The 14,114-nt window shown below is 44.7% G+C and carries 11 protein-coding genes; 6 read left to right on the top strand and 5 right to left on the bottom strand.

Annotation, left to right across the window (positions count from 1 at the left end; genetic code table 11):
- Positions 1-181: 181 nt before the first annotated feature.
- Complete coding sequence (locus AC3CKG_RS09895) at positions 182-853, bottom strand: type 1 glutamine amidotransferase domain-containing protein (RefSeq protein WP_102486484.1); 672 nt, start codon at positions 851-853, stop codon at positions 182-184.
- A gap of 196 nt (positions 854-1,049) precedes the next feature.
- Here AC3CKG_RS09895 and AC3CKG_RS09890 point away from each other — a divergent pair, with 196 nt between their 5' ends.
- Together AC3CKG_RS09890 and AC3CKG_RS09885 are read left to right on the top strand one after the other, a co-directional pair.
- The gene (locus AC3CKG_RS09890) at positions 1,050-1,934 is read left to right on the top strand and encodes a LysR family transcriptional regulator (protein WP_102278048.1); all 885 of its coding nucleotides are present in this window, start codon (positions 1,050-1,052) and stop codon (positions 1,932-1,934) included.
- 242 nt (positions 1,935-2,176) lie between these two features.
- A complete protein-coding gene (locus tag AC3CKG_RS09885) occupies positions 2,177-3,469 on the top strand; it encodes a sensor domain-containing diguanylate cyclase (RefSeq protein ID WP_102314992.1) in 1,293 nt (430 codons plus the stop codon).
- A 132-nt stretch (positions 3,470-3,601) separates the two neighbouring features.
- Here the strand turns inward: AC3CKG_RS09885 and AC3CKG_RS09880 are convergent, their stop codons facing one another.
- The gene (locus tag AC3CKG_RS09880; protein ID WP_017110918.1) at positions 3,602-4,426 is read right to left on the bottom strand and encodes a DUF2797 domain-containing protein; all 825 of its coding nucleotides are present in this window, start codon (positions 4,424-4,426) and stop codon (positions 3,602-3,604) included.
- Positions 4,427-4,717: 291 nt separating this feature from the next.
- Here AC3CKG_RS09880 and AC3CKG_RS09875 point away from each other — a divergent pair, with 291 nt between their 5' ends.
- Together AC3CKG_RS09875 and AC3CKG_RS09870 are read left to right on the top strand one after the other, a co-directional pair.
- Positions 4,718-6,013 carry a GGDEF domain-containing protein gene (locus AC3CKG_RS09875; protein ID WP_065111145.1) on the top strand — a complete coding sequence of 432 codons (1,296 nt, stop codon included), beginning with the start codon at positions 4,718-4,720 and terminating at the stop codon, positions 6,011-6,013.
- A 146-nt stretch (positions 6,014-6,159) separates the two neighbouring features.
- Positions 6,160-6,510 carry a GlpM family protein gene (locus AC3CKG_RS09870; protein ID WP_017106708.1) on the top strand — a complete coding sequence of 117 codons (351 nt, stop codon included), beginning with the start codon at positions 6,160-6,162 and terminating at the stop codon, positions 6,508-6,510.
- Between the two features lie 162 nt (positions 6,511-6,672).
- Here the strand turns inward: AC3CKG_RS09870 and AC3CKG_RS09865 are convergent, their stop codons facing one another.
- From AC3CKG_RS09865 to AC3CKG_RS09855, 3 genes are all read right to left on the bottom strand, one after another.
- Positions 6,673-8,043, bottom strand: a complete 1,371-nt coding sequence (locus AC3CKG_RS09865) for an SLC13 family permease (protein WP_017110916.1) — start codon at positions 8,041-8,043, stop codon at positions 6,673-6,675.
- A 245-nt stretch (positions 8,044-8,288) separates the two neighbouring features.
- Positions 8,289-9,041 carry a SanA/YdcF family protein gene (locus AC3CKG_RS09860; RefSeq protein ID WP_065111147.1) on the bottom strand — a complete coding sequence of 251 codons (753 nt, stop codon included), beginning with the start codon at positions 9,039-9,041 and terminating at the stop codon, positions 8,289-8,291.
- A gap of 195 nt (positions 9,042-9,236) precedes the next feature.
- Positions 9,237-10,925 carry an NAD-dependent malic enzyme gene (locus AC3CKG_RS09855; RefSeq protein WP_017110915.1) on the bottom strand — a complete coding sequence of 563 codons (1,689 nt, stop codon included), beginning with the start codon at positions 10,923-10,925 and terminating at the stop codon, positions 9,237-9,239.
- 183 nt (positions 10,926-11,108) lie between these two features.
- Between AC3CKG_RS09855 and AC3CKG_RS09850 the strand changes: the two genes are divergently transcribed.
- Positions 11,109-13,493, top strand: a complete 2,385-nt coding sequence (locus AC3CKG_RS09850) for a helicase-related protein (RefSeq protein WP_488528276.1) — start codon at positions 11,109-11,111, stop codon at positions 13,491-13,493.
- A 203-nt stretch (positions 13,494-13,696) separates the two neighbouring features.
- On the top strand, positions 13,697-14,074 hold the full coding sequence (locus AC3CKG_RS09845; RefSeq protein WP_017110913.1) for a hypothetical protein: 378 nt from the start codon (positions 13,697-13,699) through the stop codon (positions 14,072-14,074).
- Positions 14,075-14,114 lie beyond the last annotated feature (40 nt).

Raw genomic sequence — 14,114 nt, 5'->3', positions numbered from 1 at the left:
GCAAGAAGTCACTAGCACTTAATAGCTACAGAATTAGAAAAGAGCATACTTCTCTCAATAATATTGAGTGGGAAGTGTGCTCTTTTTGTTTCATTAACTTATATTTGTTTAGCAAAGTCTATTAAGGCTAAAGCCGCTAATCGCTAATCGCTAATCGCTAATCGAAAAGTCCGTGATTGAACTAAGACAGCTGCTTAACTAGAGCTGCACCTACTGCGTGCGCACTGGTTGGGTTCTGACCGGTAATCACTCGCTCATCAACAATCACAAGCTCATGCCAAGGTTGAACCTTGTTGAAACGCGCTGCGCTACGAGCAAGAGACTCTTCCAATAAGAACGGAATGTCATTGATGGTGCCAAAGTCGATCTCTTCTTCACGAGTAAAGCCAGTCACCGATTTAGAGCTTAATAGCTTCTCGCCATTGCTCAGAACAATCGGAAGCAGTGCTGCTGGGCCGTGACATACTGATGCGATCACACCGCCATCTTCATAATGTTTAGCTGCAATCGTTGCGAATTGCTCGTCGGTTGCTAAGTCAGAAAGTAGGCCGAATCCACCTGGGTAGAAGATGGCATCGTAGCTTTCTACGTTAATTTGGCTTACAGGAATTGTGTTGTTAATACGGTTCTGGAAGTCATCGTCCGCCAAGATCTCTGCGTTTACTGAATCACCTTCAATATCGGTTCCATACAGTGGACCTTTACCACCCTTGATAGACGCGATGTCGTACTCAAAACCCGCAGCAATGATCTCTTTCAGTGCATGAGTCAGTTCTGGAGCGTAAGTACCGTTCGCTTGGTCTGTATCGCCTAATGTTGCGTGGTTAGTTACTGGGATTAGTATTTTTTTCATGATTCGTTCCTTTGAGCACGTTTGTTTGGTTTCAGCGTCGTTGTTTTGATTTAGATACCGCTGTTTCGTTACCTGTAATACTAGTAGTAAACCATTTGAGTGATAATATGCTGTGTAGGCAAAACATTATTGCTATATAGCAATAGTGGATGTGAATTAGTCGGATGTGAACTCGTTAGATGTAAACAGGTGAAGTATGGATAGCTTTGAAGGTATTAATGAATTTGTTGCGGTAGCCGAGTGTCACGGCTTTTCTGCGGCCGCGAAACAACTGGGGTGCAGTACCAGCCATGTCAGTCGCCAAGTATCGAGATTAGAAGAGCGGGTGGGTGTGGCTTTACTGGCTCGATCCACTCGTATGGTGAGTTTGACTGAGTCTGGGCATACCTATTATCAGCAATGCAAAGATCTGGTTATTGGGCTGCAACAGGCGAATGAACAAGTCACATCTCAACAAGCTCAGCTGAGTGGTACTTTGCGTGTGAGTGCTGCGGGTGCGTTTGCTGAAAATCATGTTGCCGCGGCGCTGATGGAATTTGCGAAAGACCACCCTGATCTGACTATCGAAATGAACTTCAATACCAATATGGTTAACTTCATCGAAGATGGTATTGATTTCGCGATTCGCTATGGTCGACTTGATGATTCGGGTTTGGTGGCAAGGAAGCTGGTGGATCGCCCAATGGCAGCGGCCGCGAGTCAGAACTACATCGAACAATTCGGTTCTCCAACACAGCCTGAACAGTTGAAGTTGCACAGCTGTATTATTGCCAACAGTGATCAGTGGTTGTTTGAGAAAGACGGAAAACCGTTAAATGCGGTGCGCGTGCATGGGCGTTGGAAAAGCAATAACTCGAGTGCGGTACTTAAAGCTTGTGAAGAAGGGCTTGGCATTGTTTATCTTCCCAAAAGCAGCTTCAATGGCGGTCTTGCCAATGGAAAGCTTGTTCCAGTGCTAGAAGAATATTGGGGAGCAGGTACAAGCAGTTGGATCGTATACCAGAACCGTCGCTTTCTTCCACAAAGAGCAAGGCTGGCTATCGACTTCTTAGTCGCTTATTTTTCCGATTGGAATGAGTAACGAACGGCTTACGTCGTTCAATTTAAAACCAAAATTAGAAAAAGATAATAGTTACATAGATATAGGTTATCTTTTTCTGTTTTCTGACGCGAACAATAGGATTGAGAGACTTGTCTACTTTTGTTGACTCGTGCTAGTGATTGAATTGTAGAGAAGCCCGCAACAGTACGATATACTACAGGAAATATTAATGTCCCTAACGCGTGATAGATTGTGTGGAAGCGTTGGCAGGATTTGTTGTTATGCTCCAGTTTGAAGAGTATAGCGAGAGTGCGGAGTTGGCCATGTCTTCAATAAATTTTGAATCCACGTACGGTGTAATAACTATTCAAGATATGAATGTAGTTAGTGTTGACGCTAATTATGCTCGCATCTATGGGTACTCATCCCCCGAAGAACTACTGTCTAATATTGATAGCTTTCTGGATCTCATTCCAGAAGATTTTCATGTTGCGGCCTATAAGAATTATCTAGAAACCGTCGGTGGTCAACGAGACCCTCAGGTTCATACCTATACCAATATTGATCGCAATGGCAGAGAGTTTACGGTGTTCTCTATTGACCATGTCACTGAGTGGCAAGGCAGGCCTGCACTGCAAGTAACCGTCATCGATCTTTCTCCTGCGATTCAGCTGCAAAATGTGGTGCGTGAGCAAGACCAGATGTACCACGATATGATCATGCAATCAGGGCAGGGCATCTTGGTTCACCGAGACTTTAAGCCGTTGATGGTCAATCAATCGTGGGTCAAACTGCAAGGTGGATCTTCCATCGAGCAAGTCTTAGCGTTGGAATCCATTCTTGAGTTGGTGCCACAGCAAAATACAGATGGCATTTATAAGCACTATCAAGCGATTGTGTCTGGTGAACTGTCGGGTACGAGCACGGTGGTTGAAAATATTGGGTTCGACGGTGTTCATCGGTTTTTTAATATTTACGACAATGCGATTACTTGGAAAGATCAGCCAGCCGTTCAGGTTGTGCTTGAAGACGTGACTCAAAAAGTGATGCTGGAAAAGCGGTTGGTTCACCAAGCGAATTACGATGAAATGACTGATTTGCTTAACCGAAGAGCCATTTATGAATGGTTACGGGAGCATCTTGCTTCAGGCACTCATCTCGCATGTATGTTGTTGGATATCGATGACTTCAAATCGATCAATGATACTTACGGGCATATGGTGGGTGACGAGGTTATTTGCGCTTTGGCTAATATTACCAAGCGTAATGTCGAGAAAGCGGGTGGTGTAACGGGTCGATGGGGCGGTGAAGAATTCATTGTATTTATCCCTAACGCGTCACCTCAAGTTTCTCATCAAGTCGCTGATCTGATTCGCCAACAGTTTAATCAAACCGAATTTAAGATTGATGAGCAAGTTCGTTTTAATGTGAGCGTGAGTATCGGAGTGAGTGATAGTCGAGCTTGCGAGGGCACTGTTTCTATCGACGCGCTGGTTAACCTAACTGACCAATCTCTTTACCGAGCGAAAGCGGCTGGCAAGAATCGCGTGTGTGGCGATGTGGTTGCGCATTAATTCCTCGAATTAATGTTTCAAAATGAAGACATTTCTTAACGAAAATGCCCTGAAGTGTTCGCTTCAGGGCATTGTTAGTTTTGGCTATTAGCTAAGCTGTTCTCACTATGAGAAACGCTTAAGCTCTACAAATTATGCAGACACTTCAACTTCGTAAGAGCCAAATTTACGGATGTTAATCACACCCGTATCTAGGATTAGGTATTGGCCTTTAATGCCTTGAAGTACACCTGTCACCTCTGGGTTCTTATCAAAGTTGTGCGAGACAATCTTCACTGGGTGCTGTTCAACTGGGTAGCTGAGTGACGTGATGTTCTCACTTAGTATCTCGATAGCATCGTCACCAAACTTCGCTTTGATCTCTTGGATTTTATCCTCAACCAATGGCAAAAGTTCTTTGGCTTTTTCTACCAACTCCATATCGTCGCCATCGCCTTTTAGCAGGGTGCGCCAGTTAGTTTTGTCAGCAATATGTTTCGCTAACTCAACTTCAATCAGGCCAGAGATCTGACGAGTTTTCACTTTCAAGATTGGTAGGCCTTGAGTGGCACCTTGGTCAATCCAGCGAGTCGGGATTTGAGTATGACGAGTGATACCCACTTTAAGGCTTGATGTGTTCGACAGGTAAACGAAGTGATCAACCATGCAGTTCGCTTCGCCCCATTCAGGCTCACGACACGTGCCTTCATCGTAGTGGCAAGTTTCTGGCTTCATGATGCACATGTCGCAGCTTGCTAACTTTCTCATGCACACAAAGCAGTGGCCTTGAGAGTAGCTTTTCTTGGTTTTCTTGCCACACGAGCAGCAAAAAATATTACCGGTGTGAGTGAGGTTGATGGTTTTACCAATCAGAGGGTTTAGCTCTACAAACTCTTCACCGACAGGTAAACGGTAGGTAACCGCACCATCGAGCGAAGCACTCATTTTCTTGAGTGTTCCTTTTGCTAATAAAGACATGACATTACTCGTTGTATTTTGATTATTATTTCGTCGACTCGGACGCTCTGTCAGCAGGCGCTACGGTTAACGATGATTATGCGATGAGTATAACAAATAGAGCCTGTTTTTATACGCAATATTACTTGATTCTCGGCGTGAATAATTCGCGGATAAAATTATGGTATGACATTTTGTTCAGGCGTGATATAACGTTTTTTAGTAAATTATTGGCATTAAGATCACTAATTTACCTAACTTATTTTTATCGTGAAATCCCAACTATAGGGACCTTAAGCCGGAAGCTTAGACGTGAAGTGGATCCATAAAATAGTCATCTTTTTAGTTATCACGACACTGGCGATTGTCCAGTATTACCGTGTGAGCGGAAATCGTGTGATCACGGCAATTACGCCCGACCAATATGAATTTATTGCGACCAGCGATCAAGTCGATAGAGGCGTCAGTACGTCCCAATTATCCTATCAAAATGGGCAGTATATTCTCGATTGTGAGCTTAAAGAGTCAGAGTATCCGTGGCCTTATTGCGGCCTATCGATTCGTATTAACCCAGACATCACGGTTGGCCTTGACCTTTCTCAGTACCACACCTTTAGAGTGAATATTGATTATCATGCGGAAGCGGATTCAAGCGGTCGTTTAAGAACGTATCTACGCAACTATAATCCCGCTTACTCAATTCCTGATGACGAGTACACGCATAAGTACAACGGTATGGAGTTTTCGCCTGGCGTGGATGGCGGAGTTATTGAGATTCCGATCGACAATTTACAAGTGATGACATGGTGGCTCGCCGATAACGATATTGCGTTGGAGCATTCCGCGCCTGAGTATTCGAACGTCAACATGGTCGAATTCGCGACGGCATCGGGTGCGAAGCTTGGTCACCATCGAATTGTCATACGCAGTATTGAGTTCGAAGGCACGTATATCACGGGTGAAAGCTTGTTTATGATCTTGCTGTTTGTTTGGGTAGGTACGGGCACAGTGTTCCTGCTTTCAGAGTTGCACCGATCAAGAAAGCGTATGGTGATTGCAGAGAAAAGACATCATCACTTGAAGAACGTCAATCGAGCATTGAGAGAACAAAACTTCGAGTTTTCAGAAATGGCTCACCGAGATGAGTTGACTGGAATACTCAACCGTCACGCGATTCGTGATTGGTTGAAGATGCAGTCACAGCATGTGAAGCAGGGCCATGGAAAGCTGAGCATGCTGTATTTAGATATTGATTACTTTAAGAGTGTGAACGACAAATACGGACACCAAATGGGCGACCATATTTTGCGTGAGTTCAGTATGGTGGTGGGCAGTTCTATCAGCGCGACAGATAAATTGGTGCGTTGGGGCGGTGAAGAGTTTATCGTTTTTTGCCCTGAAACCGAAGCGGGTGAAGCGCAAAGAAAGGCTGAGAAGATTCGACTTTTGGTTAGCCAACATCTTTGGATCCATGGCGACTCGCTCACTTGCAGTATTGGCATTGCTGAAATGAAGCAAGAGAGGGTGACGGAGACGATCGCACGCGCTGATGAAGCCTTATATCAAGCGAAGCATTCTGGGCGAAATCAGGTGATCTTGAGTCACTAATCTGATAATTGTGTCGATTACTTTATAAGCCACACGTGCATATGTGACGTGTGGCGTTTTTATGGGCGCTATATGAGTTTACCCTCTAGAGCCTTTGTTGGTTTATTGGTTTATTGGTTTATTGGTTTATTGGATAACGTATTGAAATGATCTCACTGTTTTTTAAATGCTTGCTTGGTGCGGCTGCCGTTTTACTGATTGCGCTGTTGTCGAAGAGTAAGAGCTTTTACATCGCTGGCTTAGTGCCGTTGTTTCCTACCTTTGCTTTGATTGCTCATTACATTGTTGGTACTGAACAAACTATGGTGGAGTTACGCACAACGGCGCTATTTGGGCTGTTTTCGCTTGTGCCATACGCGGCTTATCTTGGCGCGGTTTATGTGTTCAGTTATCGCTATAACTTGGTGTCGACACTCTCATTAGCCACTGTTGTTTGGGTTATGTGTGCTTCTATGCTGCTGTTAGGTTGGACGCGCTTAGTGCCCAGTGCGATTTAATGAGGTTGTTCTGAAGAGTGATGAGCTGTTTTATTTCGCCAGTAGCCAAAACAAAAAAGGTGACGCGGGGCCACCAAAAGGGAAAAGCGTTTTATTTTTATTCTGGCTGAGCGGGGGAGCTGCAGCCAGTTTAGGTAGAGCCTAACTATAAGGCGTTCGTGCTTACCAGAAGATCCAAGCGAACAGTGTCAGTATTAAGATACAAACTAGGTTCAACACCATACCGATTCGCATCATCTCTTTCTGCTTGATGTGACCAGAAGCAAAGACAATCGCATTCGGCGGTGTCGCAACTGGCAGCATGAAGGCACAAGAAGCAGCAACAGCAATCAGAGCTGACAAGATAACTGGCGACATACCTAGTGCTTCAGCAATGGTTGCGAAGACTGGGACAAGCAGTGCAGCACTGGCTGTGTTACTTGCGAATTCAGTTAGGAATACGACGAACGCTACTACCGCTAGAATTGTAAGAAGTACGCCAGCTGTTTCTAAAAAGCCACTAAGAGAGTGCGCAAGGAATACGCTGGTTCCGGTCGCTTTCAGAATGTTACTTAAACAGATACCGCCACCGAATAGGATTAATACGCCCCAATCCGTTGTCTTCTCAACATCTTTCCACTCGACCGCTCTAGAAGCGCCAAGCAGTACAATCGCGCCAATCGCAACCAAGCTATCAAACTTCGAGAAGCCGCCGATCATTGCATTGATTGGCTTACCGAATATCCAAAGCGTTACCGTTAGAAGGAAGATAGACAGTGTGATTTTCTTGCTGTTCGTCCATTCAACAGGAGCGTGGTCTAGCTCGAATTTGTGGTCAAGCTTTGGCTTAGTCATCACATACAGAATAATCATCGCGACTGGCAGTAAGATCATCGTGATCGGTAGGCCAAGCGCCATCCATTCAGTAAAACTCAGGCCAACTTCTGCAGCTGCGATTGCGTTCGGTGGGCTACCTACCACGGTTGCAATACCACCGATCGATGCACAGTAAGCGATACCTAGTAGTACGAATACGTAGGTGTTGCGGTCTTCACTTTGGTCGACTTTGTTCATGATACCGAGAACAAGAGGCAGCATCATCGCGGTGGTCGCTGTGTTTGAAATCCACATTGATAATCCAGCACTCACACCAAATAGCATGAATACCGCCACTGACATTTTACCTTTCGCTAGTATCAGCACTTTGTCAGCAATCGCTTTATCTAGCTCTTGCTTGTTGAGTGCGGCGGCAAGGGCAAAACCACCCATAAATAGGAAGATGATTGGGTTGGAAAAGTTTGCCAAAGCAGCGGGCGTGTTAAATACACCGAACAAGACAGCCAATAGGGGAACGAGCAAAGCGGTGATGCTGACGTGGATAGCCTCGGTTAACCATAAGATCGCAACAAACACGAGAATACTTAGGCCAGTGTTCACTTGTGTTTCGAACGGGAGGGTATTGATCAAAAGTGCAAATAACGCGAAATTGCCGATTAATATCATGCTGTTGCGGGTAAACAACCAGTGTTTCAGTGTAGTAACAAGTGCCGTCATAAGACGCTCCTTTTGTTTATCCTCGTTTTATTGGTGCACCAACTTCATTGAGTGGTGCTTATTATTTTCGAGGAATCTTGTTTTCAAGTTATACAGTCCTCAAAGTAAAAAGCTTCGAGGTGTATGGCTTGATGTAGGGTCAGACTTTGTTGGGAGAATGTTACTTAAGTTAATAAAGGCGTGTTGGTGTGTTTTTGTGTAACAGTGGGGAAGTGTGAGGCAACAAATTTAAAATGTGTAGGTTTCTACACATCGGTATCTGCTGGGTCTGCAATCGGGCTAGGAATCGGGGATGATTCTTGTTTTGGGTTCGGCTGAATCGGTTCTTTAGGCCCTAAAAATTTGGGTGTCGTGCCCATAATATACAGATCAAGAAACGCTTTGGTTCGTGCAAAAACTTCTCTTAAACGTATTGAGAGGCCTGAGTGATGAGTTGGACCGGAAACCGCCAAACATTGCGCATGAATATCATAAGAATTTGCGATAAACAGTGCTCTTTCACAGTGAAATTCTTGAGTGATGATGAGGAAGTTATCGGTATCGAATATCTTTTTAGCACGAACAATGGAATCCAAAGTTCGAAAGCCAGCATAATCCAGATTGATACGCTCGTCGGGGACACCCGCTCTCAATAGGTCGCGTTTCATCGTCCAAGGTTCATTGTAAGAACGATGAGCATTGTCACCACTAAGTAAGAATTGATTGACCTTCTCACGATCAAAAAGCTCAATTGCGGCCTCAATTCGATATTTATAATAATCGTTGAGTGTTCTGCCTAAATATTTGCTGGTGCCAAGCACAACGGCGACTTCGCGTTCAGGTACTTCATCGATTTCGTAGATGATGCGATCTTTAGCCTGCCATGAAACCCAAAAATCGATCGCAATAACCGCAGCGCTGCCCACCAGAAAGACTAGGAAAGAGCCATACAAAAAGCCTTGCAGTTTCTTGCAAGCTTTAGGTAAGTAGTTGCGAAAGATATGAGAATCGAATTTCACTCTCGGTAAGGTCCTTTGTGCATGAGCATAATTTTTTGAGTGCTCGATAATACCAAATAAAAATGAGAAAAATCAGTTAAAAAGACAAGACAATGTAAAGAAAAAAGCCCCTGCAGTTGCAGAGGCTCTTATAAGAGTAGTTAACGCTCTTTATTCCAAGCGCAGTACGCTTTATTCAAAGTACAGCACGTTTTATTAGAATGCAGTACGCTTGTAACGACGGTAAACCGGCTGCCAGAAGTGCTGGTCAATCGCTTGTTGTAGTGCTTCTTCAGTGATCTCTAGTGCAACACCTTGTTCGATAGCTTTCTTACCAACAGCAAGAGCGATCTTTTTAGACACGGTGTGGATCTCTTCCAATGGTGGAAGTAGAGCACCTGAACCATTGATGGCTAGTGGAGAACACGTTGCAAGCGCACGGCTTGATTCCATCAGCATTTCATCAGTGATGCGTGAAGCATTCACAGCCAATACACCAAGGCCGATGCCAGGGAAGATGTAGCTGTTGTTACACTGAGCGATTGGGTAAGTGGTGCCGTTATGAGTTACTGGTTCAAACGGGCTACCTGTCGCAACCAATGCTTGGCCATCAGTCCAACGAATAATGTCGTTTGGTGTTGCTTCAACACGGCTTGTTGGGTTTGATAGTGGGAATACGATAGGACGTTCACAGTGAAGGTTCATCTCTTTGATGACTTCTTTGCTAAACAGACCCGGTGCGCCAGATACACCAACCAATACGGTTGGTTTAGCATGACGAACAACGTCTAGTAGAGAGAAACCCGTACCGTCGCTTTCCCAATCTTTGGTGTTCGCGTTGGTTTGTACTAGGCGCTGTTGGAAATCAAGCAAGTTTTGCATGCCTTCCTGTAGCAGACCCCAACGGTCAACCATGTAAACTTGAGAGCGAGCTTGTGCATCGCTGATACCTTCAGACACCATTTGAGCAATGATGGCTTCAGCAATACCACAACCAGCAGAACCCGCACCTAAGAAGGTAATACGTTGGTCTGAAAGTTTGGTGTTTGCTGCTTTACATGCTGCAAGTAGAGAACCAACTGTTACTGCTGCTGTACCTTGGATATCATCGTTGAAACAACAGATGCGATCTTTGTAGCGCTCAAGCAATGGCATTGCGTTCTTTTGTGCGAAATCTTCGAACTGAACTAGAGCATCTGGCCAACGGCGTTGAACCGCTTGGATGAACTCTTCAACGAATGCATCGTAATCAGCACCTGTGATACGAGGGTGACGCCAGCCCATGTACATTGGGTCTGCAAGACGTTGAGGGTTGTTGGTACCCACATCAAGCACGATTGGTAGCATGTAAGCTGGGCTGATACCGCCACAAGCTGTGTAAAGTGCTAGCTTACCAATTGGAATACCCATACCACCGATGCCTTGGTCTCCCAAACCAAGAATGCGCTCACCATCCGTAACCACGATAACTTTAACGTTGTGGTTTGTCGCATTATTCAGTAGATCATCGATACGGTCGCGGTTTGGGTATGAGATAAACAGACCACGGCCACGACGGTAAATATTTGAGAAGTTCTCACATGCTGCGCCAACTGTAGGCGTGTAAATGATAGGCATCATTTCAGAAATGTGGTTTTGAACTAAACGATAAAAAAGCGTTTCATTTGTGTCTTGGATGTTACGAAGGTAGATATGCTTATCCATATCACTTTCGAAGTTACAATATTGCTTGTACGCACGTCCAACTTGCTCTTGGATTGTTTCGGTTGTTTCCGGTAACAAACCTTCAAGGTTAAAAGAGCTACGTTCTTCAGCAGAGAATGCACTGCCTTTGTTTAGAAGAGGGGTACTTAGTAGAGCAGGACCAGCGTAAGGGATATATAGAGGGCGTTTATCGTTGTTCATTGGATGCCTAATATGGGAGAAAGGGTAACTGAAAAATGATAACGGTTTAGTTATTCAATTGTAAATAGTTTCCCTCCGATCTTTGCAAACAAAATGATATTCTTACCCATGTCCCACACTTATCGAATTTGAACGTCATAATTCGTTATACTTTGCTCACACTTTTTGCGACTTTCCCTCTTTATGTCATTACTGCCCATCGATGCTTATCAAAACGTATTCCACGAACAAATCGTTGATTCTCACCTTGTCGTAGAGGCTGAAACCGGATCAGGTAAATCTACGCGCTTACCAATTTGGGCTTCCCAACACGGGCGAGTTCTGGTGGTTGAACCAAGGCGTATCGCGTGTACTTCACTGGCTAAATATCTCGCACAGCAATCGGGCGAGAAGCTTGGTAGTAAAGTGGGTTATGCGATTAAGCTTGAATCGGAATACAACGAGCAAACCAATGTTGTTTTTGTTACTCCCGGTATCGCGTTGCGCTGGCTATCTGAAGATGGGCTTGCTGGCTTTGATGTCATCGTTGTCGATGAATTTCACGAAAGGCGTTGGGATATCGATTTGCTGGTGGCGATTCTGAAACAAAAAGAGAGCCATCGCTTGGTGATCACGTCTGCAACCATCGAAGGGGAACGTCTCGCTCACTATTTGAATGCGGGTCGGATAAGCTGCGAAGGTCGCACCTATCAAGTGGATATTGAACACCGAGCGAACGAATCCAGAATACTGCCTGATATTCGACATCTAGAGCAGCGCATCGCCGAAGAAGTGAATCATCAATTGATCGCTTCTTCTGGCGATATGTTGGTTTTTCTGCCAGGTAAAAAAGAGATCGTGCAATGCGAACAAGCCTTGGCAAAGAATCCAGATATCCAAGTGGTGAAACTGCACGCATCGGTCAGTGATAAAGAGCGAGATTTGGCGCTCGCTGGTCGTAATATCGAAATTAAAAACGACGGCGACAGTTTGAGGAAAGTCATTCTTGCCACCAACGTGGCAGAAACTTCGTTAACCATTCCTGACATTGGTGTTGTGATAGATTCAGGATTAGAAAGACGCACCGTTCAACGAAACGGTAGAACGACTCTGATGCTTAAATCCATATCACGAGCCAGTGCCAAGCAACGAGCTGGTCGTGCGGGCAGGGTGATGGATGGTGTTTGTGTGCGTCTATATGGTGAGCATGCAGTGTTGGAGTTAGTGACACCGCCCGAACTGCAACGCGAAGAATTAACCGAACCTATGTTGGCCGCGGCATGTTGTGGCAACTCGATCGAGAGCTTATATTTTCTTGATCCAATCCCCGAGAAGTCGTTAAACAGCGCAACACAAACCTTGTTGATGATGGAAGCGATTAATACCGACCATCAAATCACTGAGCACGGCAAAAAGCTCTACCCGCTGCCGATTGATGCTTTGTATGCCGATATTGTCACGCGAATCAAAACCAAAGCACTTAAAGAAGCGATGGTGGATCTCACGGCGGCGCTGTCCGTTCCGGCTCGCTTGTATCAGTTACCGAACAATGCAGAACATCTTGAAGCACTAGCGCAAAAAGAGAAAGAAGGGTGTGATTTAAGCCTGTTGATTCAGATTGTGCGTGGTCGCGAATATCCGCATTTAGACATCGACCAACAGGCACTGAATGAAGCACAAGGACTGGCTAAGCAAATGCGGGAGGTGTTTGAGCTTCCTCAGCTAGAAGTCGCGTCACGTTTCCAACGCATTGAACTGCTTAACACTATTGTTCAACTTCACCCAGAACTGGTGTTCGTACGCAGACTGAAACGAAAAGAAGCCTTTGCTAATGGAACGTTAGAGGTGGTGCTCGGTCGTCAGAATCGTTTCCCGGACAATGCACAAGCGATGTTGGTGCTTGATACCCATAGTTTGCCGGGAAGAGGCGTTAAGCAAACACTGACCTTAGCTACGGTCACTGCACCTATTCCTTTGGATCTTATGATTGAAGCGGAGATGGGAGAGTGGCAACAAGGTGAAACCGTGGTTAATGATGATGGCGTCTTTACTGAGATGGCTTTGGTGTACGCAGGCCGTACGATTACGAGCAAGCTTACTGCGGCAGAAGGTCAGTTATCATTAAAGCCAATCGTCGATCTTGTGTTAAAAGGCGCCCATCTTCCCGGTTTTGCACAAGCTCGTACTCAAGAAATCAAACATTGGCAGCTGTATGTGAAACTTGGGCTCGATGAACAAGTCCAATACAGACCAGAAATTGACCAAATGAACTTTGAGCTATGGTTTATAGAACAACTTGAAGTGTTAGGTGTCACGGATGTCTGCGAGTTGGAAATGTTTGAACATTCTGATATGCCGTTTGATGGAATTCCAATTTGGCTATATCCAGAGTTTGCGGAAAAATACCCGTTTGCATTGAGCCTTGCTGACTTACATCTTGATGTTGAATACTTCCCTGCAAGAAAGCTAATTCATGTGCATTATCAGTCGGGGAGTCGAAAGCTATCGCCTAAGCGTTGGGAGCTTCCAACATGGTCTGGTTGGCGGATTCAATATAAGAAAGCGAGTCGGATTATCGACATAAAATAGATGGATAAGTTTTATCTCTAAAATATTAATCAAATAGGTGCATATATGATTTTTCAGTGTTTTTTATGTTACAAGTTTGATTTTTATATGCCTTTTTAACCAATCAAAAGGTCATAAAAGACCATTCTTCTATATCCTATTGCTATAAAGAAAGAGTTGATAGATATTGAGTATATTGTGTTGCCAAAGTGTCGGGGGACATCATGGATAAACAGGAAGAGACGCGTGTAGAGTTCGATTACACAACATTTCTTGGCGCCTCATGCAGTAAAAAATGGACTTTTCTGGAAGCTCTCACCACTATTGCGCCAGTATTCAGTACTGTCTGGAGAGATAGCATTAAAGAGCTCGCCAGCCCGGAAGATCGCTTATGGCAAATGGCATTGAAATCAATGTCGACGCGTAAAAGTGATGAGTCGAACATTGTTACCTTGCTTAAGCTTGCCAAGCTAGAAGGGATCAATGAGCTCAAGGTTGTCATGCCATATTCGCTTGAAGACGAGCAGATTGATTATATTGAATCGCGTAGTCATTTGGTGATTGCAGATAACTCTGGTGAAGAGTTCACTATCAAGCTTTGATTAAATATACATTGTAAAAAGGGCCTCAATATTGAGGCCC

It is taken from the genome of Vibrio sp. QJM3NY_15 (genome assembly GCF_057785995.1).
The sequence above is the reverse complement of the archived record's forward strand: the minus strand, read 5'-3'. Positions and strand labels throughout refer to the sequence as shown.